The organism is Paenibacillus sp. J5 (assembly GCF_054955055.1).
Window position 1 is genome coordinate 154,097 of record NZ_JBUEDD010000004.1, and the last position, 25,307, is coordinate 179,403.

General features: G+C 49.3%; 22 protein-coding genes and 1 riboswitch. Of the genes, 20 read left to right on the top strand and 2 right to left on the bottom strand.

Annotated elements, in window-relative coordinates:
- The first annotated feature begins 166 nt into the window (after window positions 1–166).
- The 12 genes from coxB to ACY1JZ_RS08200 all read left to right on the top strand — a co-directional run bounded on the left by coxB (window position 167) and on the right by ACY1JZ_RS08200 (window position 10,811).
- Entirely contained in the window at window positions 167–1,210 is a 1,044-nt protein-coding gene (coxB, locus tag ACY1JZ_RS08145) for a cytochrome c oxidase subunit II (RefSeq protein WP_462628803.1), read from the top strand.
- Window positions 1,211–1,279: 69 nt separating this feature from the next.
- Window positions 1,280–3,085 carry a cytochrome c oxidase subunit I gene (gene ctaD, locus ACY1JZ_RS08150; protein WP_270172609.1) on the top strand — a complete coding sequence of 602 codons (1,806 nt, stop codon included), beginning with the start codon at window positions 1,280–1,282 and terminating at the stop codon, window positions 3,083–3,085.
- The gene (locus ACY1JZ_RS08155) at window positions 3,082–3,702 is read left to right on the top strand and encodes a cytochrome (ubi)quinol oxidase subunit III (protein WP_270165397.1); all 621 of its coding nucleotides are present in this window, start codon (window positions 3,082–3,084) and stop codon (window positions 3,700–3,702) included. The genes ctaD and ACY1JZ_RS08155 overlap by 4 nt, the downstream gene beginning before the upstream one ends.
- A 3-nt stretch (window positions 3,703–3,705) precedes the next feature.
- Window positions 3,706–4,023, top strand: coding sequence for a cytochrome C oxidase subunit IV family protein (locus ACY1JZ_RS08160; RefSeq protein ID WP_270165395.1), 318 nt, complete (start codon window positions 3,706–3,708; stop codon window positions 4,021–4,023).
- An 85-nt stretch (window positions 4,024–4,108) separates the two neighbouring features.
- A complete protein-coding gene (ctaG, locus tag ACY1JZ_RS08165; protein ID WP_270165393.1) occupies window positions 4,109–5,011 on the top strand; it encodes a cytochrome c oxidase assembly factor CtaG in 903 nt (300 codons plus the stop codon).
- Between the two features lie 203 nt (window positions 5,012–5,214).
- Window positions 5,215–5,301, top strand: a riboswitch (cyclic di-GMP riboswitch).
- Between the two features lie 151 nt (window positions 5,302–5,452).
- The gene (locus ACY1JZ_RS08170; protein WP_270165391.1) at window positions 5,453–5,920 is read left to right on the top strand and encodes a chemotaxis protein CheX; all 468 of its coding nucleotides are present in this window, start codon (window positions 5,453–5,455) and stop codon (window positions 5,918–5,920) included.
- Window positions 5,921–5,941: 21 nt separating this feature from the next.
- A complete protein-coding gene (locus ACY1JZ_RS08175) occupies window positions 5,942–6,301 on the top strand; it encodes a response regulator (RefSeq protein WP_270165389.1) in 360 nt (119 codons plus the stop codon).
- A 189-nt stretch (window positions 6,302–6,490) separates the two neighbouring features.
- Window positions 6,491–7,210: a hypothetical protein gene (locus tag ACY1JZ_RS08180; protein WP_462628804.1), complete on the top strand. Its 720-nt coding sequence runs from the start codon at window positions 6,491–6,493 to the stop codon at window positions 7,208–7,210.
- Window positions 7,211–7,231: 21 nt separating this feature from the next.
- Window positions 7,232–7,648: a GntR family transcriptional regulator gene (locus tag ACY1JZ_RS08185; protein ID WP_270165385.1), complete on the top strand. Its 417-nt coding sequence runs from the start codon at window positions 7,232–7,234 to the stop codon at window positions 7,646–7,648.
- The gene (locus ACY1JZ_RS08190) at window positions 7,645–8,541 is read left to right on the top strand and encodes an ABC transporter ATP-binding protein (RefSeq protein ID WP_462628805.1); all 897 of its coding nucleotides are present in this window, start codon (window positions 7,645–7,647) and stop codon (window positions 8,539–8,541) included. The genes ACY1JZ_RS08185 and ACY1JZ_RS08190 overlap by 4 nt, the downstream gene beginning before the upstream one ends.
- Before the next feature lie 79 nt (window positions 8,542–8,620).
- Window positions 8,621–9,523 (top strand): ABC transporter ATP-binding protein, encoded by a 903-nt coding sequence (locus ACY1JZ_RS08195; RefSeq protein ID WP_462628806.1) that lies wholly within the window; start codon window positions 8,621–8,623, stop codon window positions 9,521–9,523.
- Window positions 9,483–10,811, top strand: coding sequence for an ABC transporter permease (locus ACY1JZ_RS08200; RefSeq protein WP_462628807.1), 1,329 nt, complete (start codon window positions 9,483–9,485; stop codon window positions 10,809–10,811). The genes ACY1JZ_RS08195 and ACY1JZ_RS08200 overlap by 41 nt, the downstream gene beginning before the upstream one ends.
- A gap of 122 nt (window positions 10,812–10,933) precedes the next feature.
- On the opposite strand, the gene ACY1JZ_RS08205 is transcribed toward ACY1JZ_RS08200, so the two are convergent.
- Window positions 10,934–12,532 carry a CotH kinase family protein gene (locus tag ACY1JZ_RS08205; protein WP_462628808.1) on the bottom strand — a complete coding sequence of 533 codons (1,599 nt, stop codon included), beginning with the start codon at window positions 12,530–12,532 and terminating at the stop codon, window positions 10,934–10,936.
- A gap of 362 nt (window positions 12,533–12,894) precedes the next feature.
- On the opposite strand from ACY1JZ_RS08205, the gene ACY1JZ_RS08210 reads away from it, so the two are divergent.
- The 7 genes from ACY1JZ_RS08210 (at window position 12,895) to ACY1JZ_RS08240 (ending at window position 23,515) form a co-directional block, all read left to right on the top strand.
- On the top strand, window positions 12,895–13,899 hold the full coding sequence (locus ACY1JZ_RS08210) for an ABC transporter substrate-binding protein (RefSeq protein ID WP_462628809.1): 1,005 nt from the start codon (window positions 12,895–12,897) through the stop codon (window positions 13,897–13,899).
- Between the two features lie 134 nt (window positions 13,900–14,033).
- The gene (locus ACY1JZ_RS08215; protein ID WP_462628810.1) at window positions 14,034–15,704 is read left to right on the top strand and encodes a helix-turn-helix domain-containing protein; all 1,671 of its coding nucleotides are present in this window, start codon (window positions 14,034–14,036) and stop codon (window positions 15,702–15,704) included.
- Between the two features lie 188 nt (window positions 15,705–15,892).
- Window positions 15,893–17,023: a hypothetical protein gene (locus ACY1JZ_RS08220; RefSeq protein WP_462628811.1), complete on the top strand. Its 1,131-nt coding sequence runs from the start codon at window positions 15,893–15,895 to the stop codon at window positions 17,021–17,023.
- Window positions 17,024–17,088: 65 nt separating this feature from the next.
- On the top strand, window positions 17,089–18,186 hold the full coding sequence (locus ACY1JZ_RS08225; RefSeq protein ID WP_462628812.1) for a hypothetical protein: 1,098 nt from the start codon (window positions 17,089–17,091) through the stop codon (window positions 18,184–18,186).
- Between the two features lie 63 nt (window positions 18,187–18,249).
- On the top strand, window positions 18,250–19,407 hold the full coding sequence (locus ACY1JZ_RS08230) for a hypothetical protein (protein WP_462628813.1): 1,158 nt from the start codon (window positions 18,250–18,252) through the stop codon (window positions 19,405–19,407).
- 170 nt (window positions 19,408–19,577) lie between these two features.
- Window positions 19,578–21,701 (top strand): methyl-accepting chemotaxis protein, encoded by a 2,124-nt coding sequence (locus ACY1JZ_RS08235; protein ID WP_462628814.1) that lies wholly within the window; start codon window positions 19,578–19,580, stop codon window positions 21,699–21,701.
- Between the two features lie 104 nt (window positions 21,702–21,805).
- On the top strand, window positions 21,806–23,515 hold the full coding sequence (locus tag ACY1JZ_RS08240) for a family 10 glycosylhydrolase (RefSeq protein ID WP_462628815.1): 1,710 nt from the start codon (window positions 21,806–21,808) through the stop codon (window positions 23,513–23,515).
- Window positions 23,516–23,668: 153 nt separating this feature from the next.
- Here ACY1JZ_RS08240 and ACY1JZ_RS08245 read toward each other — a convergent pair whose 3' ends face one another.
- Window positions 23,669–23,878: a DUF2536 family protein gene (locus tag ACY1JZ_RS08245; RefSeq protein ID WP_270165370.1), complete on the bottom strand. Its 210-nt coding sequence runs from the start codon at window positions 23,876–23,878 to the stop codon at window positions 23,669–23,671.
- A gap of 307 nt (window positions 23,879–24,185) precedes the next feature.
- On the opposite strand from ACY1JZ_RS08245, the gene ACY1JZ_RS08250 reads away from it, so the two are divergent.
- The gene (locus tag ACY1JZ_RS08250) at window positions 24,186–25,115 is read left to right on the top strand and encodes a M15 family metallopeptidase (RefSeq protein WP_462628816.1); all 930 of its coding nucleotides are present in this window, start codon (window positions 24,186–24,188) and stop codon (window positions 25,113–25,115) included.
- The last annotated feature ends 192 nt before the right edge of the window (window positions 25,116–25,307 follow it).

The following is a 25,307-nucleotide window of genomic DNA, read 5'->3' on the forward strand; positions in this document are numbered from 1 at the left end:
TATCTATGATTTTCAGACAGCACGCTCAAAAGAAATATGGGCACTTGTGTATAGGATTGTCGACAGAGCGCTTATATTTCTGCTTGAGTAACGGTCTGCGTTATGGACTGGCGGCGGAGGCAAGATGTGAGGCAACTGTAGAAAAAGTCAAAAGTGGGGTAGATCAATGATGAATCGGTGGCATGTAATGAAACGGCTTATGCCGCTTCTTGCCATGATGTCGCTGCTGCTGGCGGCATGCGGACGGGAGGACTTGTCCACGCTGAATCCACAGGGACCTGTGGCAGAGCAGCAGTTCGGACTTATGAAATTGTCGATCTCGATCATGGTTCTGGTGGTCGTAGTCGTGTTTGTCATTGCCATTTATGTACTGATCCGGTTCCGCAGGAAGCCAGGCGATAACCGCATACCGGTACAGGTGGAGGGCAACCACAAGCTGGAGATCATTTGGACAGTTATTCCGCTTATTTTGCTTGTTATTTTGGGTGTGCCTACAGTTAAGACCGTATTTGGACTGGCTAAGGACTACAGCAATGACGAGAACGCCATCCAGGTTAAAGTAACAGCTCACCAATACTGGTGGGAGTTTGAATACCCTGGTTACGGCGTCAAGACGGCTCAGGAGATGGTTGTGCCTGCGAATGCGGTCATCTCGATCGAGGCGAAGACAGCGGACGTGTTGCACTCCTTCTGGATTCCGGCTCTGGCTGGCAAGATTGACACCAACCCTGGCGGCAATGTGAACAGAATGTATTTTGAGGCGAACAAGCCTGGGGTCTACTATGGCAAGTGTGCCGAGCTGTGCGGACCTTCCCATGCGTATATGGACTTCAAGGTAAAGGCAGTGGACGAGGCATCCTTCCAGCGCTGGGTAACAGCGATGAAGGCGCCTGCGGAGCTTCCAGCAGACCCGGCGATTGCCGAGAAGTTCGTCAACGAATGCTTGACTTGCCATGCCATTGGTGACAAGGGCGGACAGTTGTATCCGAACCTGACAGGTATGGGCGACAAGGTTGCTGTAGCGGGCTTCTTGATCAATACCGACAATCCGCTATACGCGAACGAAGGCAGCGCCTATGAGAACCTGAAGCGTTGGATTGCTGATCCTCAAGAGGTTAAGCCAGGCAATAGCATGCCTAAAGTCAACCTGACGGAACAGGAAATTGATGCCATCGCCAAATATTTGTCCGAGCAAAAGCTGGACTATTAATATAACAGTACTTTAAGGGGGGTACCAACCTTGGCTCATGGACATACGGTTAAGCGTTATAGCGGCCTGATGGATTGGCTGACAACGGTTGACCACAAAAAAATCGGGATTTTATACCTGATTGCAGGGGGCTTCTTTTTCCTGCTCGGCGGTCTTGAGGCGATCCTGATCCGGCTTCAGTTGTGGAAGCCGCTCAATGACTTTGTAAGCCCGGATACTTATAATGAATTGCTTACGATGCATGGCACCACGATGATCTTCCTGGCAGCAATGCCGTTGTTATTTGCTCTGATGAATGCGATCGTACCTTTGCAGATCGGTGCGCGCGACGTTGCATTCCCTTTTGTGAATGCACTGGGCTTTTGGACCTTCTTCTTCGGCGGCGTGCTGCTGAATGTGAGCTGGTTCACAGGTGGAGCGCCTGATGCCGGCTGGACATCCTATGTGCCGCTGGCATCGACGACGTATAGCCAGAATCATGGTGTAGACTACTACGTGCTCGGCTTGCAGATTTCCGGTATCGGCTCGCTGATCGGTGGAATCAACTTCCTGGTTACCATCATCAACATGCGCGCGCCAGGTATGAGCTTCATGCGGATGCCGATGTTTACATGGACTGCATTTATTACATCTGCGCTCATCCTGTTCGCTTTCCCGGCTCTGACTGTCGGTTTGGCGGCACTGATGTTCGACCGTCTGTTCAGCGCCAACTTCTTTGAAGTGGCGAATGGCGGTAACGTCGTTCTGTGGGAGCATATTTTCTGGATCTTCGGACATCCTGAGGTTTACATTCTGATCTTGCCTGCGTTCGGCATTATCTCGGAAGTAATCAGCACGTTCGCTCGCAAGCGGCTGTTTGGTTACAGCTCGATGGTGTTTGCAACGATGCTGATTGGCTTCCTGGGCTTCATGGTGTGGGCTCACCACATGTTCACCACTGGCCTTGGTCCAATCGCCAACTCGTTGTTCTCGATTGCGACGATGCTGATCGCCGTGCCTACAGGCATCAAGATTTTTAACTGGCTCTTCACCATGTGGGGCGGCTCGATCCGCTTCACGGCAGCCAACCTGTTCGCCGTCGGCTTTGTTCCGACGTTCGTAATGGGCGGCGTAACAGGCGTTATGCTTGCTGCTGCGCCTGCTGACTTCCAGTACCATGACTCGTACTTCGTCGTTGCTCACTTCCACTACGTCATCGTAGGTGGTCTGGTATTGGGTATTTTCGCGGGTCTGCACTACTGGTGGCCTAAGATGTTTGGACGCATGCTGAATGAAGGACTCGGCAAACTGACGTTCTGGACCTTCTTTATCGGCTTCCATCTGACCTTCTTCGTACAGCATTTCCTGGGCTTGCTGGGGATGCCGCGTCGTATCTATACGTATCAGGACGGCCTGGATTTGAACCTGATGAACCTGATCAGTACAGTTGGCGCGATCTTGATGGGAATTGGAACAATTGTGTTCCTGGTCAACGTTGTTGTTACTTGGGCTAAGCCTAAGAATGCGGCTAATGATCCATGGGAAGACGGACGTACATTGGAGTGGTCGATTCCTTCGCCGGCTCCAGAGTACAACTTCGTGCAAACCCCGCTTGTACGCGGCTATGACGCACTGTGGAAAGAAAAAATGGACGGTAACAAGGGCATGACGCCTGCTGAACCGATTGGTCCGATTCATATGCCATCGCCATCGATTCTGCCTTTTGTGATGTCGCTGGGTCTGTTCGTTACCGGACTTGGCTTAATGTACAATTTTGTATTTGCAGGCATTGGCTTGCTCATTACATTCGGATGTATGTTCCTCAGATCGGTGTTTGATGATCACGGGTTCCATATTGAGCCGGAAGAACTGCAAGACAAGGGGGTAAAAGCATGAGTGCACATACGCATGTAGACGGTCAGCTTCCGCATGAGCCGGAGAAAGCCACCCTTGAAGGACGCAATAAAGTTCTTGGCTTCTGGCTATTCCTTGGCGGAGAGACGGTGTTGTTCGGCACCCTGTTCGCAGCGTTTCTGGCGCTGCGCAATCAGGTAGGCGACGGCAACCCGACATCGCAAGAATTGTTCGATCTTGGGCTCGTCGGATTGGCAACTTTCATCCTGCTTACATCGAGCTTGACGAGCGTATTCTCCATTCAGGCGATGCACAAAAATCAAGTGAAGCCCATGCTGATCTGGCTGGCGGTTACCGTACTGCTGGGCGCAAGCTTCCTCGGTCTTGAAATTTATGAATTTTTCCATTATGTGCATATGGGGCATGGATATACAACGAGCGCATTCAGTTCCTCGTTCTATACGCTCGTTGGTTTCCACGGCGCTCACGTTGCATTCGGTGTAACCTGGATTACGATTCTGATCTTCCAGGTTTTGAAGAAGGGTTTGAATACCGTAACGGCTCCGAAGCTATATGTTGCCGGCATGTACTGGCACTTTATCGACGTCGTATGGGTATTCATCTTCACCGTAGTTTACCTGATGGGAAAGGTGGCGTAACTCATGGCGGGAAACCACTCTACTTCCGAGCATCAGGGCGGACGGCATAAAGTCGAAGGCCCTCAGAAGCATATTATTGCTTATATATTCTCCCTGGTGTTGACTCTCCTTGCATTCACAATGGTAGCAGCAGGCGAGATCAATACTATGTTCACGTACATTTTGCTGCTAGTTATGGCTGGCATTCAGGTCTATATCCAGATGGCATTCTGGATGCACATGAAGGACCGTGGCCATATGTATGCTACAGTGGGAATTTTAACAGGTGTGTTTGTTGTATTTACGATGGTAGTTATGGCTGAATATTGGGTTTGGTGGTAATATCGAGCCTGATTAGGCGGAGATGGGCGGTCGCGATGTAGTGACCGCTCTTTCTTCATTTTTAACATGGAGGAGGTAATCCGAAGTGCTGGGGTTGCAGTACTTTTCCTTTGAAGACTTGTGGAGTCCAGTGGTGCTCTTCGTATGCGCCGCGCTAACGATCCTGTACTTTTATATCATCGGCCCGTGGAGGGAGAGACATTATCCGCTCGAGGCGAAGGTATCCGCAAAGTCGAAAATGTGGTTCGTGTTGGGGATCACCTTGTATTATCTGTGCCAGGGCGGGCCATTGGAGCTGCTGGGTCATTTGACCTTTACCTTCCATATGACGAATATGTCGATTACGTATCTGATTGTACCTCCGCTCATTTTGCTGGGTATTCCGGCATTTGTCTGGAGGCACGTGTTCTCTGCAAGCTTCTGGAGGCCTTTTAGATGGATGATGCACCCCTTGCTGACGCTGGTGCTGTTCAACATGTTGTTCTCGATCTATCATGTACCGGTTGTGCATGATTATGTAATGGTTCATTTCACCATACATCGAATCTATTACTTGGGCATGTTGATCGCTGCCTTTATGATGTGGTGGCAAATTGTATGTCCGGTAAAGGAATGGGCACGTCTTACGGATGTGAAGAAGATGGGCTATGTGTTTGCGAATGGTGTTCTGCTGACACCAGCCTGCGCCTTGATTATCTTCTCCGGTTCGCCTTTATTTGCCATGTACAATGATCCTGAAATATGGGCCAATGCGATGGGCTACTGTGTGTCGGGCGACACCAGTCTGCTGCTGGCGCAATTCCAAGGACCAGAGTTTTTTAATTTTATGCCTGCGCTGGAGGATCAGCAGCTCGGGGGCATTGTGATGAAATTTGTGCAGGAATTTATGTACGGTATTATTCTGGCTTACGTGTTCTATCATTGGTACCGTCGCGAGCATTCCGATTCCAATGATGATGTGCCGACTCCTGAACCGGCGGGCAGCTAGGTCCAGTCAGGGGTATGAAAGGCATAGTTTGCAAAATAGCCGTCACTTGGGCGGCTTTTTTGTATCTATGCGATGAAATTGAGTGCTGAAGGGTGAGTTACACTTTGGATCAAAAAGTGCATTAAACGACATCTTACGACATTTAATTAAATCTATTGACATATTGAACCAATATATAGTATAAAATAAATAGTGTTTAAGAACTATTAATAGGGCAAACTTAGTGAAAATTAAGGGCGCAAAGCCACGGGCCTAAAGTATGATATTACTACGGCAGCCGGGTTGCACAAGTGATGCATATCTCCTATGCGTACTGTTTGCCCTTGCGTAAAGTAGGGCCTTTTTGTATTTTTCCATTTCGGTTTATGTTGTGCAAGAAGGCGTTCATTTCTGTTCGTGCATGATTGGTAAATTAGTCTTATTAGGGGATGTGTAGAACGCATGGCTTTAAGTATGGAGTATTATCAGGCAGTATCAAGGGTAGGTTCCAATGTGTTATCAGGCTATCTGGGGATGTCCGTCTCGACCTTGGAGCTGCGAGAGCAGGTTCAGCTTAGCACAGATCCTGATGTCTCGGTGAAGATCGAGATGTTGGGGCAACTGGATGGCCGCATCATCTGCGCCATGAATGAAGAGACGGCCAAGCAGATCGTCGGGCGTATGTTTGGTGGAATGGAGATTCAGCAGTTGGACGAGATGGGCTGGAGCGCTATTATGGAATTCGGCAATTGGTTTGTGAGTGGAATCGCAACCGAGTTCTCTAATCAAGGGTTGGATGTGAATATTTCGCATCCGAGCGTTGACCAGCAGCAGGAGAAGGCGTCCCTGGATCACTTTGTTGTGACGCCGCTGGAGAGCGAGTATGGTGTGATTGATATTTATTCAAAACTTGTAATCAAATCAGCTTAGAATAGGAGAGGTCAACTCAGGATGGCAAGAGTAATGGTCGTGGATGACGCTGCTTTTATGCGGATGATGATTAAGCAAATATTGACGGAATCCGGGCATGAGGTCGTTGCCGAGGCAGTGAATGGTCTGGAGGCTATTCAAAAGTATAAGGAAAATATGCCTGATATTGTGACGATGGATATTACGATGCCGGAGCTAGACGGTGTAGAAGCAGTAAAAGAAATCCGCCAAGTCCATTCCAAGGCCAAAATTATTATGTGTTCGGCAATGGGGCAACAGCAGATGGTTGTGAGTGCTATTCAGGCAGGGGCAGCCGATTTTATCGTGAAGCCATTCCAAAAGGACAGGGTGCTCGAGGCCGTACATAAGGCGCTAGGTTGATTTCTATTGCCTACATATAGATGAGAATAGCTTGTTCATGAAATCTCCCTCTGGGGAGATTTTTTGCTTTTTCGGCCGTGTGGCTTGTGCTGCAGGACATTCTGCAACAAATAGTTGACACGGGGGAGACATAGTCATTATACTGTGTATATCAATATATACAGTATAACACTGAATCCAGGAGGGTCTATGAAACATTGGCGCGGGGCAATACATCTGTTGCGCTTTGAGTTGAAGCGCGATTGGCCGTCCTTTATATTCAACATTCTATTCTACACCTATCTGGCGATTATCCTTACACCGTTCGTAGATGAGTCAACGGTCTATTATCAACGATTGAGCTGGATGGTCAATTTTCTTTATCTGTCGCTGCTTCCTTGTATGGGCTTCGCGTTGAATCGCACGATATTCCGCTACTGGCAGGATGACCTCTATAGCCGTAAGGTGGCCATGTGGCGAACGATGCCGATTGCAATCGGGGAGATTGTATGGGCAAGACTGCTTCATCTGAAGTTGATGACGGGTATAGGCATCCTCTACTACTTCGGCTTGCACTATGTGGCGCTGGATCAGCTATGGAATACGGTACCCCATCCTGTAGTTTACATGGGACAGGTCATCGTATGGTATGCTTATGCGCTCGCTATGGGTGTTACGCTTGTATACTGGGAGATCTGTTATTCTGGCAAAACCTTTGTCATCATCTCTTTTGTATATACGTTAATCTTTGTGGGCATAGCAGTGATGCTGCAGAGGATGGGGATAGATGTAAACACCTTTATAATGGGGCAGATGAACGGAAGCGGGTGGTGGATCATGCTGCTGGCTTCAGTAGTGGTGGCCGCTGCTGCTATCGTAAGCGGGGCTGCCTTAATGACGGCGAAGCTCAAGAAGCGGCCCGTTCGATGAGGAAGGAGACGAGGTGATGCTGTGTGGATTCCTATTCAGATTAATGAGATGAGCGCGGAACCGCTCTACCACCAGATTACGGTGCAGCTCCGCGCATTAATTGTCAGCGGGCAACTGGAGGAAGGCACCTTGCTGCCATCGATCCGGGAGCTGGCACAGCAGCTCAAGTGCAGCATCATTACGATCCGCCGCGTCTATCAGGATCTGGAGGTACAGGGGCTGCTGCGCACCCGGCAAGGCACTGGCACTTATGTTGCCCGAGTAGATGAGCAGGAGCGAAGCAGGCATAGGCTGCAATCTGTCGTGACGGCATTCGAAGCGGCGGTAGATGCTGCGCTGCGTGTGCAATGCACATCGGAGGAGATGGAAACGATATTGCGAGAGGTCATTGCAGCGCGGCAGAGCAAGCCGACAGAGGGGAGGGAAGCGGATAGATGACGGATACGATTATTCAGTTGGAGCAAGTTGTACTGGAGCGGGAGCACTTCCGGCTGGGACCGCTCCAGTTGGAGATTCCCAAGGGGTATATCTCAGCAATAGTGGGGCCCAATGGTTCGGGCAAAAGCTCGACCTTCCAGTTGCTGCTGCGTCAGATCATGCCAGATAGCGGTACGATTACGCTGCTCGGTGAGCGTGTGGACGATGAGAGAGGCGAGCTTGCAGCGAAGAAGAAAATCGGTTATCTGCCGGAGGAGGCCAGCAGCCAGGAGAACTGGATGCGCGGCAAGGATAAGGCTGACTTTGTCCGCTACTGGTATCCGAGCTGGAATGTAAATCGTTACAACGAGCTGCTGCGTCTGTTCGAGGTCAATGACAATATGAAGCTTGGCAAGCTATCCAAGGGCTTGCGCCGCAAGCTGGATCTGGCGATTACACTGGCGCACAGTCCAGAGCTGCTGCTGCTGGATGAGCCCTCCTCGGGTCTTGACCCGATCTCCTGGAAGAAAATGCTCCATGTGCTGCAGCAGTATATGGAGGAGGACAATCGGACGATTGTGATGGCGACCCACATTATGGATGAGGTCAAGCGGCTGGCAGATTACATTATATTTATGGCGAACGGGCGCTTGCTGGGCGTCTATGAGAAGGATGAGCTGCTGGGCAATTGGCATGCCTTCTTCCTCAAGGAGCAGGATGCAAGTGAGCTCAGACTTAGGCAACTGCCTGGGATGGAGAGGCTGGAGGCAGTAGGCGGCGGCTTCCTGCGAGTCATATCGAGCGAGGCCAGAGCGGCCGAGCAGTGGTTGATCGCGGAGGGCTGGAGCATTAACGGTCAGCAGCCGCTGGAGATGGACGACATCTTAGAGGTTCTGATGGCGATAAGCGGTTAAGCCCGTAATACAATCTAAGCAGCGCTGCCATGGCAGAGGAAGCTTGGGCGATAATCTATAACTAAAGGAAGTGTATAAGATGAAGCCACTAGTGCTGGAGCAGGTGTCAAAGCAATATGGGGAGAAGACGGCCGTCAACCGGATGAATCTGGAGGTAGAGGCTGGTGAAATCTATGGTCTGCTGGGAGCGAACGGAGCGGGCAAGACGACGACGATGCGGATGGTGCTTGGTCTTATCTATCCAGACTCCGGTTCCATTCGCTACCACGGCAAGCCGTACAGTCAGGAACAACTCCGTATGCTCGGCTACCTGCCGGAGGAGCGGGGGATGTATCCTAAGGTGAAGATTAGCGATCAAGTGATCTATCTCGCGCAGCTTCGTGGCATGACGCGCAAGGATGCAGATCGCAGCCTTAGAAGCTGGCTGGAGAGGTTCAACATTACAGAATACTACAATATGAAGGTAGAGGAGCTGTCGAAGGGCAACCAGCAGAAGATTCAGTTCATCGCTGCTGTCATTCATGATCCGCAGATTCTCATTCTGGATGAAGCATTCAGCGGACTGGACCCGGTCAATGTCGAGCTGCTGAAGAAGACAGTGAAGGAGCTGCGGGACAATGGCAAGTGTATCCTGTTCTCTACTCACCGCATGGAGCATGTCGAGGAGCTGTGCCGTAACATTACTATTATGCACCGCTCGAACCCGGTTATTCAGGGTGAACTGAAGGATATTAAGAAGCAGTTCCCACGCGAGCGGGTCGTTCTTGGCAGCGAGCAGCCAATTCAGGGGCTGGAGACAGTCGCAGGCGTAGTAAGAGTCGAGCGGCTAGAGAATGGGTATCAGGTGTGGATTCAACGCGAGGACACGGCTCAACTGCTGCTAAGGCATGCGATGGAGCAGACGACGCTGACCCGCTTTGAGTTGCTAGAGCCAACCTTGAATGAAATCTTTATCAGAACGGTGGGTGAGTCCAATGAATAATTTCTTCACTGTAGTCAGCTTCACGATGCGCAACAAGCTGCGCGCCAAGTCCTTTGTGGTCACTACGATTATCATCGCGGCACTGCTATGCATCGGTGTGAATCTTCCTTACATCATCTCGAAATTCAACAGCGATAGCGGCCCGGACAAGATCGGCTACATCCAGGGTAATGTGGCGAGTGTAACGGAGCCACTGAAGGCCTACCTTGCGGCTCCCGTTGATGGGGGGGAGGCGGAGCTGGAGCTGGTCGGCTATGCAGACCAGGGCTCCCCTGAGGCGAATGAGCAGTCGCTCAAGGCAGCGATCGGCAGCAAGGAGATTAAGGGCTACATTCTGGTGAGTGAAGCGGCCGCGGATGACTTCCCATCAGTTGCATACAAATCGGAGAGTATGTTCGACTCTAGCATTACAGGTGCTCTTCGCACTGCACTGCAAGCCGTCAAGCAGGAGCAGGTCATCTCGAATGCCGGGCTTACCGAGCAGCAAAAAGCGCTGCTGCTGGCGCCAGTCAAGATTGAGTCGGCACAAATCTCTGTAACGGATGAAGGAGCCGGTAAGACGGCAGAGCAGCAGGGGCTGGCGCTTGGCTTTGTATATGTGATGATCATCTTGCTATTCATCGGCATTTTCGTTACCAGCCAACTGATCGCAACGGAGATTACGGCTGAGAAAAGCTCGCGTGTGATGGAGATACTCGTCACCAGCGTGGCGCCATTGAAGCAGATGTTCGGCAAGATTACCGGGATGTTCCTGGTCGGGCTGTTGCAGATCACGGTTTATGTCATCGTATTTGTCGTGAATGTATCGATGCCGCACAACAAGTCACTGCTGAGTGGCTGGAATCTGAATCTGGCGGATATAGATCCGCGACTGTATATCTTCGGTCTGATCTTCTATCTGACGGGCTACTTCCTCTACTCGACGCTATGCGCGGCGGTTGGGTCGATCGTCAGCCGCACCGAGGATTTGGCACAGGCCATGACGCCGATTACGATTCTGTCTATGGCGGGCTTCTACATCGGAATCTTCGGCATGTCCTCGCCGGATTCGACGCTGGTGCAGGTGGCCTCCTTCATCCCGTTCTTTACGCCGTATGCCATGTTTCTGCGCATCGGGTTGACTGATCCGGCCTGGTGGGAGATTGGGCTGTCGCTGGGGCTGCTGGTGGTCACGATTCTTGTTCTTGGCTGGATCTCCGCGAAAATCTATCGCACAGGCGTCCTCATGTACGGCAAGCGGCCAAGTTTCAAGGAGCTGCGCAAGGCTATGAAGGCGTATAAGGTATAAGGGCAGGCTAGCTGCTGTCCGAAGGCGGTATGCCAGCTCGACAATTCAAAAAAAGCAACCCCCAAGAAGGCTGGTATTCGGCATTCTTGGGGGTTGCTTTTGCTTTGCATGACTGTTGGACATCACCGAGGCCCGCCGCGATCCTTACCGCCACCTTGAGAGCCGAGCGATTGCAAATTTACTGAGGAGGAATCAACAAGTGCGCTTGAGTCCTCTTGCTGCCCTTCCGTTGTCGATGGAATGGTTCCCTTAAGCTGACCCTGAATGCTATCGGCGCGGAGTGCGCCCAATTTCTTCAGTTCCGCAACCCCCGCTGCAAACTCGTCATAGCTATAGAACGCCGTGGGATCGTTCTTCACGTAGTCAGAAATCATTGACGTCAGATTATCGACGGTCTGCTCGAATTGACCGTTAGCAAAATAACCGTCGACGATCTCTTGCAAATACTGGTGGTACGTTTCCAGATATTCGGGTACTTCAAGCAGCTTGGCAAGCAACGGGCGTTCTTCCATATTAATGCCTGAAACTGGCGTGTCGATGGGAAAGTTGACAACATCCGATGCGCTTCCCGATTGGAAGCCGCCGAACGCGAGGTTGTAATCCCAGGGTAGAATGCTGAGTTGTCCGTCCTTCTCATAGAGATAATAATTATGTCCCATGTTGGAAATATAGCTGTCAAGGTTGACCACTACCGTATGGGCGGCAAAATATCTGAGCACAGCATCCACATTCACATAGGTTTCAAGCTCATTACCCTCGGAGAGATTCTTCAGAGCTTCAATCACTCGTTGTTCATCGGCTTCGTTCGTTTTAGTTTTCGCATTGTCGAAGATGGCCGAATAGCTGGTGAGCTCATCGTCCGTGTATTGGAGAGAGACACCGTTATTCGCCATGCCTCTCATCCCTCGGCCATTTCCTTCGGGCCGCGCAGGCCTCTCCTGCTCCCCGTCTGCAGGTTCAAGAACCGGCCGTTCGCCACTTTCGCCCCCGGGCATCATTTGCCCGCTATTCGCGCCCCCGGGCATTGGTGCACCTGCCCTTCCTCCTGCGCCCATCTCCGATTCGGGCTTATACAACTCTCCCTGATCGTTATAGACGCGATCAAGATAACCGTTGTCCAAATCCTCGACAGCCAGATAAAAGCCCCAGGTCTTGCCATTGAGTGAGATATCCGCGAAGGCGAACAGCGGCGCATCTACTCCGATATAGGACATAATGTCATAGGACAGGTACTCCTTCAGGCTGGTCGCATCGGAGAAATTGTTATTTAGCACGATCTTATCCAGCCCGAGCCAGGTTTGGCCATCTACATACTCGTCAAACTTGATCTTGAAGCTGTAGCGGTCTGTCGTGTCGTCCCGCACAATCGAGGAAAGGCTGGAATTCCCCTTTGGACGGATGCCGACATTTTTGATCGTTGTACCATTAATCGTGATGTCCGCCGGAATATAGTTCTCCGCCTCCGCATTGTCCAGCATCGTCTGCCATTGAACCGTGTCCACCGAGATTTCAAAGGTCATGATTTGTGTTTTGTCGATCTCATCGGCATATTCAGGCGCTGTATTTTGCGTTCCGCTGCCAGAATCCTTATTGGCGGATGCAGATACGGATGTGGAGACTTCGCGATTGCTATTGGATATAAGGGTCGAACATCCCGTCATCATCCATGCTACTGCCAAGACAAGCAAGAAGCTGATTAAAAAATGGTGCTTTCTATACAAGATTTTCATCACCTTTCCTTTGTATTTATAGCCACGAGAGCTATATGGCTTGCTATCTATTCACTCTCCTTATTGTAGATCCCCAACCTTTAACGATTCTTAAATGATAGATCGAGCTCACAATATTATAGTTATCGTTATTGAATTGGCTATCACTAGATGGGGCAGTAAAATAAAGCTTTTGACTGAGTCTTTGTATGATTCGGCAAGCCAGCGGCACAGATCCGCCTTTTTTGATCGTAAATGTCCATTGTCTACATGGGCTTGGTTCTCGTATACTTGCAGTAAATGAGAATTGTTATCAAAATGGAGGGTGTAAGAGAATGATCGCTCGGGATAGGAAAAGAGGGATATGGTTCGTCATGATAACGTGTCTGTTGCTATTGGTGACAGCATGCGGAGGACAGGCGACCGGGAATACGACAGGCGGCACAGCAGGAACAGGGACGAGTCAAGGGGCAGACGCAGGGAATGCGCAGACAGCGGAGCCGGAGAAGGAGCAGACGCAGCCTCTGCAAGAGGCAACGCGCAAGATCAGCACGGTCAAGGGGGAAGTGGAGATTCCTGTGCATCCGCAGCGTGTGGTGGCGCTATATTATCATCATCAGTTGTTGGCGCTCGGCTTGAAGCCGGTGGGAGCCAATCTGACCTGGTGGGGAGGCAGCCCCTATCTGACTGAACAGGAACAGGGTATCGTCGATGTAGGAGGACCCCCATCGTTGGAGGCGGTGTCCGCGCTGAAGCCGGATCTGATCATTATGAATGATAACAACAGTGAGGATTACGAGCAATGGTCGAAGATCGCCCCTGCTGTATTCATTCCATATGATCCACAGCGCAATGTGTACGAGGATGCGAAGCTGGTTGCCGACATCATCGGCAAGTCGGATATTGCGGACACGCTGCTAGCAACGTTCGAGGAAAAATCAGCCGCTGCGCGAGCCAGCATGGAGGGCGTTGTTAAGCCAGGGGCTAAGGCAGCCATCATACGTATCGAGGGTAAAGGCGGACAGTTCGGAGCATTTGGCGCGAATTACGGGCGAGGCGGCTGGCCGATCTATGAGGGTCTGAAGCTGCAGATGGTGCCGAAGATCAAGGAAGAGATGGAGAAGCAGGGGAAGGGTTTGTTGCAGGAGCTGTCGTTCGAGCTGCTACCTGAATATGTAGGGGATGCCGATTATATCTTCGTGTCGGATGAAGGGGAGAGTCTGGAGACGATCAAGGATAACCCGCTCTGGAACAGCTTGCCTGCTGTGAAGAATGGCCAAGTCATCGAATTGGAGAAGGCGAGCTATTTCTACTTCGATCCGATCTCAATTGAAGGACAATTGGATTCGATTGCGAATAAGCTGCTAGAGTTACATTGAATACGGGGAGGGGGGGCTGCTGTGCGGCCTCTCTTTTTTTATTTAAATAATCTTTGAATACATGCGTTGATTTCGCTACAATAACAATTGATTATGATTCTCAGATAGAACGATGGAGGGAGCGGCGAGGGCGCATGGAGAGCGAGTGGGAGCTTCCGCATTATGAGGCATGGCTGTACACGCTGAAGCAACTGAGACGGGTGCGCATGGCTGAGAGCGCTGAAGGAAGGCAGATTCTCATCCGGTATTATACATTGGTTGCTGTTGTAGGTGGGAGCGGCTTCGGCCAGTTCAACGGCAAGCGGTACAGACTTGTGAAGGGAGGCTGCTTCCTGTTGGCGCCAGGTAGCTGGATGGAGCTGGAGGCTATTGGCAGGGGCGGATTGGCGTATGATCTGATCGTGTTAGACATTAAGGAAGCTGCTCTACCCTACGATGGCGCCTGCTCTAAGGGGCGGATGCCAGTACGCCCGGAGCCGCTCCCATTGCCCGATAGACTGAATATTGGAGCGATGAAGACGTGGCTTGCGATGGTGGAGGAGCTTCATCGACACTCCGATCAATCGAGCAGGAAGGAGCGCTATGAACAGCATCTACGGTTACAGCAACTGCTCTATTGGCTATGGAACTGGAATTCACCGTCGGAGAAGCACGGCTCCAGCGCAGTCATCGACATGGTCATTGATCGTCTGCATGCTCAGCCAGAGCAGACAGTAGCGGTTAAGGAGCTGGCAGCAACCGCTAATCTCGGTGTCCGGCAGTTCACCCAACGGTTTAAGGACGTGACTGGCTTGACGCCGCTGGATTATATTGCAAGGCTCCGCATGAACAAGGCCAAGCGCGAGCTGATGACTACCAGCGAGAGCCTTGCAGTTATTGCTCAGCGGGCGGGCTATCCTGACGTGTACTACTTCAGCCGTCGGTTCAAGCAGGTCATAGGTTTATCACCGCGCCAGTATGCTGATGAGACTAGGCGCAAGCTGAGGGTCGTTGCGCTCTATTATAACGGGATGGCGATGCAGATGGGCGTTACCCCTGTAGCAGCTAATCTGACCTGGTGGGGCGGGAGTGTATATCTGCGCGAGCAAGAGCAGGGGATTGTTAATCTCGGCATCACGCCGTCACTGCAGGAGATTGCCGATCAGAAGCCTGATCTGATTCTGCTTAATGACCACAACAAGCATCTCCATGATCAATTGCAGAAGATTGCTCCTACTGTATTTATCCCTTATGATGGGCATCGCAGCGTATATCAGGAGGCGCGAATATTCGGCGAGCTGTTCCGCAATCCACTGGAGGCAGAGCGTTTCATTCTTCGCTATCAGCACAAAGCAGCCGATGCCCGCCGTCGACTCGCTGCTGCAGGCGTCTACTGTGAGCAGATGACGGCTGTCATCATTCGTCCCGATGGCCGTGGCAGCCGCTTCTCAGTGTTTGGCGATAATTATGGCCGCGGCGGTTGGAGTGTGTATAGAGGCTTGCGCCTGCAGGCGCCGCCAGCCGTGCGTGATCTCGTCGATAGCGGAGTTCAGATCGCGCAGCAGCTCCCGCTCCATCTGCTGTCGCATTATGTGGCAGTGGCTGACATCGTATTGATCGTCAACGAGGGGACGGGCTTCCGCGAGGCGATTGCACATCCAGCCTGGAGGGAGCTGGCGGCGACGGGGCATCGCAGAGTATATGAGTTGGGGAAAGAGCGAATCTCTTACTTTGATCCGATATCGATCGAGGCGCAGTTGGAGTTGTTAACCCGTCTTCTGCTGGGAGAAGAAATGTCTGGTGATGAAGAGCCTCTCGCCACCTGAATTGTTATGGTTCGTTGTACCTCTCGTCGCATGGCATTACTTGCTATGCGGCGTTTTGTTGTTGGGTCAACTGGGTACCGTTAACGATTGGGTAAATAATTATATAGGAATTAAGAACTACTATTACATCAATGTATGAAAATACCGATAATGTATGAATAACTAATAATTTAAAGATGTTTACTAGCGTGCATACCGAACCTCCTTCGGGAACAGCAGTGGATGGGGGGGACGAGGGGGATATATTTATGAATTTGAGTAAATATACACTGGATAGAATATCAAATATATTATGTCATTTGACCGTTCTGGCTTCAATTACTACTGGAATATCTGCTTGGGCTATCTATTTCAATCGGAGGGTCGTAGAAGCTTCATTGGACACAGCCCTTACTGTCTTTTTTATTTTTCTCGCCTTTCAATTTGTCTCGTCTATTTATTTTTTGTCGGAAAAGAGAGCCCGCAAATACCAGAGAGCACAGATCGTTATAGCTTGTATTACAGGCTTTAAATCAACCTTCGATCTTTATTTTTTGTATTATGTTGTGAACCTCGTCAAAGAGCTGCCTCAAGAAAATATTACAATTGGCATCATTTCGTTAATCGCTGGTTTCGTTATTCAATTAGTGCGGGCTACATCTATATATATCCAAAATAACTCAGTGACCCATGCTGATGCTCAGATTGAGGATAAGCTATTCGGTCGTAAGGGTATAAAGCCTAGGATTTATTTTGTGCTTTTTTTTGCAGTTTTGATTCTCGCGAAAGGAACAGGTTATTTCGATGAAGGATACTCCTTAATCATCTTATACCAAGCCTTTATATTGCAACTCTTTAATTTTTCTGTATGGCCAGGAATCGGGATTGCAACCTATTATAAATTCAAAACTAATTTTATTAGCAAGGTTGATAGTGATGATGACACAACTATAGCTGTAAATGACAATTTGATAAATACGAAGTGGTGGAAATTAATTTTAATCAAACTCATTCAGTATTTGCTTTTGTTTTTTTTGATGCCGTTAATTACAATCATTGAGTTTGAATCTCTAAGCACACTGACGTTTTTTGTGTATGTATTGTGTTTGTATAGCCTGCTCAAGTGGATATGCCGGTATCGAATAACTGGCGTTGATCTCTATTGTATAAATAATATACTCTCTGCATTTTCTTTTGTTTTGCTCCTTATGTTTGTTGCGTTTCTGTCTAATGTTGAATCGGTGAAGACTTCCGAGTTTTTTTCAGTGATGTTGATCGGATTCATTATGATTGTATGGTTCTGGAGTTATAATATTGTTCAATTTTTTAGAAGGAATTAACATTAATCGCTTTGTAATTTTGGAGTCGATGAATAATAATTCAACTTTGCGGAGGGAGAAGCCTATTGAGACCATTAGGGGAGAATTTATTAAGTATGAGTTACTCTCAACCAGAGCAAGTATCCCGTTTTTTATGCAACTTGACTGTTTTGAGCGCGGTTACAACTGGAATTGCTGCTGATGCGATTTATTACAATAGGAGTAGGGTTGAGGACTCTTTAGTAGTCCTCATCATTTTCATGTTAATGATTCTCGGAACGCAGTTCCTATCCTTCGTTTTTTTTGGATCTAAGAAGCGGGCATTAAAATATCCGAAATCACACATGATTATAGCGTGTATGATGTGCGTAAAATCAATGTTCGATCTTTATTTCTTTTACTATGTTGTAAATGTAATTAAACAGTTACCCCAAGTCAATCTTGTCATAGGTTTTTTGGTGTTATTGATTGGATTTCTATATCAAATCATTAAGCTTATTTATTTTCTATATGAAAATAAGTTATATGTGGATCAAGAAAAACGAATTTCTCTCAACAATAGAATAAACAAGTTTAAATTAAAGCCGAGTACGTATCTTCTGTGTTTCCTGTTAGTCTGGAGTATCTCACAATATAATAACTATTTTGAAGATCAATTTTCGCTGATTATTTTATTTCTTGCCTTTACATTTCAAATATCGAGTTACGCAACGTGGCCAATAATGCTGACAGTATCGTATATGAAATTTGGAAAAAATAGCGTTAGCGGAGTTAATCATTTTAGTCAAATGGAACAACACGTAACTTACAAATTTAAAAATGCCAAGTGGGGACATGTACTGCTGATTAAACCTATTCAGTATTTGCTGTTGTTTTTTTTAGTTCCATTATTTATTGATGTGGATTTAGAGTCAATAGACATGTTGAAAACTATTTTTCTAATCGTCTGCCTATTCATGCTTCTCAAGTGGATCAGTCAATACAGTATATCTCCAATAGGTCTGTATTATATTAATGGTTTGCTTTCAGCATTAATATTTTCGTCTATGATGATGATTACTGGGTTTCTTTCTAATAGCGGTCCAATAAAGACACCCGCCATGCTTTTGTTTTTTATAATGGCTATGATTCCGGTTGCTTGGTTGTGGCATTTCAACGTTATTCTATTCTTAAGGAAAACTTGAATTCATTTGTGTTATGCCCTGCAATGAGCGCGGTTGCTGGCGCAGTGATTTATGCAGGTTTAGATGTTCTGGAAGTGGGGTGAGGGCTTGAAGCAACGGGATGAAATTATGAAATTTATACCTATCCATATCATTGAATTTCGTCCTTATGCCATGAGGACAGTTTTATGGGTGACATTTTCATTCGGGTTTATTATTACGGGCCTTTGCTTCATGGCTCTCGACGAGGGGCTTGTCAGTCCATTCTTCGAAGTAATCATTACATTGTCCATCCTATTATTAATCGTTCATTTCTGTGTTGCTGTTTACTTTTCCTCCAAAGAGAGAGCAACTAGACATCAGAACATGCAAGCTGTTGCGACTTGTTTTTATTTATTTAAATGTTCGTTAGATCTCTATTTATTGTATTTCGTGGTATGGGACGTTAAGCACTTGCCTGACTTTAATGCTGCTGCAGGGATAACGGTCATGTTGGCTGGTTTCTGTTTTTTGAGAATAATGATGATCCTAAGGATGAAGGGATACCCAATTAAAGAAAACTATTATATCGATGAGGAGATATGGGCGCCAAAGCGAGGTCTTATCTATCGCAAAGTCTCACTTAAAACTCGATTTCTTAACTATTCAATGTATCTTTTGATTATATTAGCGGCTCATAATATATCGCAACAGTTAGGAGTTTTTACAGAAGGGTCTTCGCTGTACATCCTCTATCATGCGGCTTTTTTGCAATATATTATTTATATGAAGCTGTCTAAGGGGTTAATCGTTACCTATTATAAATTCAAGCGTGCAGATTTTACAATTGATGATGATACGTATCAGGATCTGGTTGAAGAGAAGGATATTTATCCAAACGTTTGGTGGCCAAAGCTATTCTTCATTAAATTAGTGCAGTATTTACTGTTTTTTTTAATAGGACTATCAACTCCTATGGTTAATTTTGAAGCTTTAAATGTGAGAGGAATTGTGTTTTTTGGGTTATTTATGCTTCTGCTGACCAAATGGATAAGCGTGTATGAAATTTCAGGGGGCATGAAATATTTGTATGCTGCATTTCTTGGCCTTTCTTGCTTTGGCATAATATTTAATTTTTCCTTTTTTATAATTGATAGCAACCAATTAGAAAATCATAATGCAGTAAAGCACTTCTCGCTTTCACTTTTTCCTATTATCTTTTGGTATTATTTTGATCTGTTCTCCTATCTTCGCAAGAAGTAACATGGCAGCCGGGACTAGTGTTAGATAAATTGAGGCAAACGATTCGTAAATCAACGGCGCCCCAATCAATGATGTAAATAATCTCAACTAGGAATTAAGAACTACTATTACATAAATGTCTGGATATGCCGATAATCTATGAATAACTAAAACGTTAAAGGTGGTAGATGATGGGGATTTTGTTGAAGCCATTTAGCTACGTCATGTCGCGACTCAAATATGCTCAAAAATTTATAGTGCTAAGCGTGATATTGGTAGCGCCGGCATTGCTCCTTATAAATATATGGTTATCCGAGCTGCAAAAAGAAGTTACATTCGCTAGTCAGGAGCAGGCAGGGGTAGCCTTCGCCAGATCGATTATGCCATTTATACTCCAGGTGCAGCAGCATCGCGGGTTGGCGAACGGCTATCTGAACGGCGATGTGGACTCGAAGTCCCGTCTTGAGGAATTGGGACAGCAGGCGAACAGCACCATAGAAAGCTTGTCTCAAGATCAGTCCCGCGTTGCGGCAAAGGCGCATGCTGATGATGAATTGGTTGAAATGGAGCGTCAGTGGAAGGAGCTACAAGCCTCTGTCGAAAGCCTGACGCCAGTCGAAAGCTTCCAGCGCCATGCTGACCTGATTCAATCCCTCATCGATCTGATCAAGCACGCTGCCGATCAGACGGGGCTGATGCTGGATGCGCATGTGGATTCCTATTACGTCATGGATGTCGTGGTGAATCGTCTACCCGTGCTTATCGAGCTGTCTGGGCAGGTACGCGGGCAAGGGAATGGCATATTGGCCAGGAAGCAGATGACCGATAGCGAGCACATCAACATGGTCATCATGCAAAGACAAATTGAGGATGCATTGCAGGGTATAGAAAAGGCTATGGCCAAAATTAAAGAGTATAACTCCGACTCGGCAGTAAAAATCGAGCAAAGCGGCGCAGACAGCATCCAATCGATTCAGCGTTTCCTGACCTCGATGGAGAAGCAGCTTCTACAGGGTGGTGCTCTGACGATGACGCCGGCGGATTTTTTTGCTGAAGGCACGAAAACGATTGAGGACGCAACGGCCTTTTTCCAGAAGGCGACGGATGAGCTGATGAGTTTGCTCGAGGAACGGCAAGATATGCTGGAGTCTGCGCGCAATACGATGCTGGTGATTATTGGCGCCTCGCTGCTGCTGGCGATGATGTTCTATATCGGTTTTTATACCAATGTCCGCCAGTCGATTCAAAGATTGAGAGAGGGCGCGGCTCTGATGGCCAGGGGGGATCTGACGGGGCGATTCGAGCTATACACGCGGGATGAACTGAAGTACGTCGGCGATTCGTTCAATGAAATGGCGGATGCGATGAACGAGCTGTTGCTGCGCAATCAGGAAATTTCTGAACAGGTGGCTGCTGCTGCCCAGCAACTGTCAGCGCTGTCTGTTGAATCGACATCGGTGACACATCAGATCGCACTATCTGTCACTAGCATTTCTGACGGGGCCGAGATGCAGCAGGCGGCTTCTGGAGAGAATGCACATGCCATGAATGAGGTGGCGGCTGCAGTTACGCGGATAGCGGAGACAGCCTCTGAAGCATCCGATTCTGCCTCAGAGGTTACGCAAGGCGCGATGATGGGCGAGGCGAAGCTGCAGGAGACATTCGTCCAGATGAATCATATTCAGTCATCCGTTGGCCGCTCCAGTGAGCTGGCAAGACAACTACAGGAGCAATCTGGAGAGATCGAGTCCATCGCTTCGGTAATTATGGACATCTCGGCACAGACACATCTGTTGGCTCTGAATGCCAATATTGAGGCAGCGCGCGCCGGAGAGCATGGCCGCGGCTTCATGGTTGTGGCGACAGAGGTGCGGAAGCTGGCAGAGCAGGCCACGCAGTCGGCACAGACCATCGGCTCACGGATCGGCACCATTCGGACGCTTGTTGCTCAGGTAACAGCAGCGATGGAGGAATCGACAGAGGTGACCAACAAAGGGATGGAGACGAGCAAGGAGGCGGTGGAGGCGATCGGTGTTATTCTGAACTCAATCGGTCTGATTGCCCAGCATATCCAGGAGGTATCTGCAGCCGCTGAGCAAGTGTCGGCGAGCACGGAGGAGGTTACAGCGGCTGTCAGTGAAATGGCTCAAATCTCCAAGTCAACCGCGGATGAGACGCAGGCTGTATCGGCCTCAGCAGAGGAGCAATTATCTTCGATGGAGGAGGTTCAGGCATCCTCCGAGATGCTCAGCGCGAGTGCCCAGCTACTCCAGGACGAGCTGAGCAAGTTCAAGCTGAAGGCTTCTGACAGATAATTCACTAAAAATCCTGCTGCGAAGTGAAACAAATAAACCGGACTAACGTCTATATTGGGAGGAAAGGTTTACTATATTTCATGGAAGCGGGAGGAAGCTGAAGAATGAAGGCAAGGAAATGGGCAGTATGGCTTGTAATGTCGGCGCTTCTTATGGCGCTGACTGTGCCCGTTACGGAGGCCGCGGGATTGGCCAGCGATGCCCGGCCAATCGAAATTGTGCTGGATGGGAAAGCGATTAACAGCGATGTCTCTCCGTATATCCTCCCTAAGGTATACGTTACGATGGTGCCGCTGCGCATCATTAGCGAGCAACTGGGGGCAACTGTCGGATGGTTGCAGAAGGAGGAGCAGGCCACTATTCGCGGCAGCGCGGGCCAGGTCATCGTGATGAAGCGGGGAGCGCCCAGCGCGCTGGTTAATGGCAGCAGCGTTCCGTTGGATGCCTCTGTGGAGCTCAAGAACGGACGCACGATGGTGCCGCTGCGCTTCGTAAGCGAGCAGCTAGGACTTGGCGTCCAATGGAGTGAGAAGGAGCAGCGTATTACACTGACTACTCGCAGCGGAAGCTCTACTGAAGGCACGGATACTGAAGCAGTGGGTGAGCACATCGGCGGGTCAGAAACGGGAGCTGGCCAATCAGCAGGCGGCTCGGTGGGGAGTCCAGCAGGCCCCTTGCCTGACCAGACAGGCGCTCAAGAAGAAACGGGACAATCGGCACAGGAGCTTAGGGGCGTATGGATCTCAACCGTGTACAATCTAGATTGGCCCTCGAAGGCTTCTTATGGGAAATCATTGCAGCAAATGGCCGAATACCGCACCTTGCTCGATGAGCTGCAGGCGCTTGGGATGAATGCTGTATTTGTTCAAGTACGTCCCGCGGCGGATGCTCTCTATCCTTCCCTGCTCGTTCCATGGTCGAAATATGTGAGCGGTGTGCAGGGACTTGCGCCGGATTATGACCCGCTGGCCTTCATGATTGAGGAGACGCATAAGCGGAAGATGGAGTTCCATGCCTGGTTCAATCCGTTCCGTGCCAGTGTCGATACGAAGACGGAGCAACTGACTTCCAGCCATATCGCCAAACAGCAGCCGGATTGGATCGTCAACGCAGGAGGCAAGCTGTACATTAATCCGGGCATTCCTCAGGCGCGCCAGCATATTATAGACACGATCATGGAGGTCGTGCGCGGCTATAATATTGATGGGGTGCATCTGGACGATTATTTCTATCCGTCCAATACCGAATTTGCGGACGACCAGACATTCAAGACCTATAATCCAGGCAAGACAGCATCCAAGGCCGACTGGCGCCGCGGCAATATCAATGCGTTCGTGCGAGATCTCGGACAGGCGATACATAAGGAGAAGTCTACGATCCGGTTCGGCATCAGCCCGTTCGGTGTCTGGCGCAATCAGTCCGTCGATCCGAGCGGTTCAGATACGAAGGCGGGCGTGACGACTTATGACAGCATGTATGCAGATGTTCGTACCTGGATCAAGCAGGGCTGGATTGATTATATTAATCCACAGTTGTATTGGAGCCTATCATTCCCTGCCGCCCGCTATGACAAGCTCGTCGATTGGTGGGTGCAGGAGGTCAAGGGAACGGGCGTTGACCTGTATATCGGGCATTCGCCTTACAAGCTGGGGACGAAGGAAGCGGGCTGGCAGAGCGCGCAGGAGATCATTAACCAGCTCGAATACAATAAGCGTTACCCAGAGGTCAAAGGGGACATCTACTTCAGCGCGAAGGATCTGCGCAATAATCCACTTGGCATCAAGGAAGCGCTCCGCTCTTATTACATGCCATAATTGATGCGCAGCGCCCGCTTCCGCAACCGTCAGAGCATGACGGTGAGGTAGCGGGCGCTGCTTGTCGCATCGCCTCGGGAAGCTCAGGGGAGAGCAAGATTACTACAACCAAGGGCTTTCGGCTATAGGCCAGGCGAGTTAGACAGAAGCCCTTCAGGTCTTCTGCTTGAAATGAACGACAGCGCTATAGTGCAGCTTGCTGCGGTTCGGGTCAAAGACGACTTGATGGGACACTGCATGTACATCCAGCAGAAGTGCCTTGTTCATCTGAATATGCTCGTCGATCTGTCTCTCCAAGGTCTTCAAGTCGTAGGCTTCAAAGCACTCAATTTTGGTTCCTATCGTCTCTAATATAAAATCCATCTGCTTACCTCACCTATTCCTTTTTGTCCTCTACCTGTTCGACAGGGGCACGGTCATTTCCTCTCTAAACAGCGAGAGCCTTGCAGAGGGAATACGGAAGGAGAAAGTTGCTATTCGCTCAGCATAGAACTGCTATAGCCGGTGGTGTATAATTAATTCGGGTTCAATAGAAGATTTCCCTGATGCTCCAGCCCATGATGCATGAGATATATGAGATACATGAAATACAAGAAATACTTGAGATACATTAGGTACATTTCATATTATTGCGTGATATTGCTTCTGCGATACCTTAGGAGGTTAACCAATGAACAAGCTCCAATCTGTACTATCCATTGTAGCTCTATGCGGCCTGCTGCTATCGGCCTGCTCCAGCCCACCGGCTGCGGATAAGCCTGGCAGCGCCACGACAACAACCGATTCCGGCTCTGGACAGAGCGGTGCGAGCGATAAGCCTGCCCAAGCAGGAACTGTCAGTGAAACGGATCACCCTGATGGTCAGAACAGCCACAGCAGCGGAAACGGCGGCCCGGTAGAGGGGGCGAAGGGCTCTGACGATGAGCAGGGACAGGGCGGAGGAGAGCAGCCTGGCGGGAAGCCGGAGCAGACAGAGGAGCCATCTGGCCAACCGGCTGTTGAGACAGCGGCCGACCCGGAGAGTATCGCAGTGCTGGTGAACAAGCAATTCAGTCTGCCGGAAGATTTTGAGCCTACCGATCTGGTCTATCCCGAGGTGCGCTTCACCTTCACGGAGAAGATTGAGAAGAGGATGCTCCGTAAGGAAGCGGCTGCTGCTCTGGAGAGCATGTTCGCCGCAGCCGAACAGGACGGCATCTATCTGGCCGGCGTATCGGCCTATCGCTCGCACTCTACCCAGACCGCACTATTCAATCGTTATGTGAAGCGCGATGGCGAGGAAAAAGCGAAAACGTACAGTGCAGTACCTGGGCACAGCGAGCATGAGACAGGGCTGGCGATTGACGTATCCGCAAGCGACGGCAAGTGTGCCGCAGAGGACTGCTTCGCCGACACGAAGGAAGCGAAATGGCTCGCCAAGCATGTCCATGAATACGGCTTTATCATCCGTTATCCCAAGGGAAAAGACGATATTACCGGCTATAAATACGAGCCATGGCATCTGAGGTATGTCGGCGATGACATCGCGCGCGATATTCAGGAGCGTGATATTACGCTGGAGGAATATTACGATGCGGTGCCGGTCAATAAGCCTGAATGATTCGAGCAAGAGCCTTGCCCATCCACAACGCCAGTGGAGGGTAAGGCTCTTGCTGTGTTGAGGGGGGCCGCCCGTTCGCTGTACCGTCCCTCATTATCTACGGCCTCTCTCCCTACACATAGACACTTTATTAATATTGGACGTATGAATAGATAATTTCAATTATACATTCTTAGCTTTCTATACTAGAAT

Coding starts and splice junctions, on each gene's coding strand:
- ACY1JZ_RS08230 (WP_462628813.1), top strand. CDS start 18,250: ATGTTCTGGAAGTGGGGTGAGGGCTTGAAGCAACGGGATGAAATTATG.
- ACY1JZ_RS08215 (WP_462628810.1), top strand. CDS start 14,034: ATGGAGAGCGAGTGGGAGCTTCCGCATTATGAGGCATGGCTGTACACG.
- ACY1JZ_RS08245 (WP_270165370.1), bottom strand. CDS start 23,878: ATGGATTTTATATTAGAGACGATAGGAACCAAAATTGAGTGCTTTGAA.
- coxB (WP_462628803.1), top strand. CDS start 167: ATGATGAATCGGTGGCATGTAATGAAACGGCTTATGCCGCTTCTTGCC.
- ACY1JZ_RS08180 (WP_462628804.1), top strand. CDS start 6,491: ATGAAACATTGGCGCGGGGCAATACATCTGTTGCGCTTTGAGTTGAAG.
- ACY1JZ_RS08210 (WP_462628809.1), top strand. CDS start 12,895: ATGATAACGTGTCTGTTGCTATTGGTGACAGCATGCGGAGGACAGGCG.
- ACY1JZ_RS08175 (WP_270165389.1), top strand. CDS start 5,942: ATGGCAAGAGTAATGGTCGTGGATGACGCTGCTTTTATGCGGATGATG.
- ACY1JZ_RS08190 (WP_462628805.1), top strand. CDS start 7,645: ATGACGGATACGATTATTCAGTTGGAGCAAGTTGTACTGGAGCGGGAG.
- ACY1JZ_RS08235 (WP_462628814.1), top strand. CDS start 19,578: ATGGGGATTTTGTTGAAGCCATTTAGCTACGTCATGTCGCGACTCAAA.
- ACY1JZ_RS08240 (WP_462628815.1), top strand. CDS start 21,806: ATGAAGGCAAGGAAATGGGCAGTATGGCTTGTAATGTCGGCGCTTCTT.
- ACY1JZ_RS08155 (WP_270165397.1), top strand. CDS start 3,082: ATGAGTGCACATACGCATGTAGACGGTCAGCTTCCGCATGAGCCGGAG.
- ACY1JZ_RS08170 (WP_270165391.1), top strand. CDS start 5,453: ATGGCTTTAAGTATGGAGTATTATCAGGCAGTATCAAGGGTAGGTTCC.
- ACY1JZ_RS08250 (WP_462628816.1), top strand. CDS start 24,186: ATGAACAAGCTCCAATCTGTACTATCCATTGTAGCTCTATGCGGCCTG.
- ACY1JZ_RS08200 (WP_462628807.1), top strand. CDS start 9,483: ATGAAATCTTTATCAGAACGGTGGGTGAGTCCAATGAATAATTTCTTC.
- ACY1JZ_RS08195 (WP_462628806.1), top strand. CDS start 8,621: ATGAAGCCACTAGTGCTGGAGCAGGTGTCAAAGCAATATGGGGAGAAG.
- ACY1JZ_RS08160 (WP_270165395.1), top strand. CDS start 3,706: ATGGCGGGAAACCACTCTACTTCCGAGCATCAGGGCGGACGGCATAAA.
- ctaD (WP_270172609.1), top strand. CDS start 1,280: ATGGATTGGCTGACAACGGTTGACCACAAAAAAATCGGGATTTTATAC.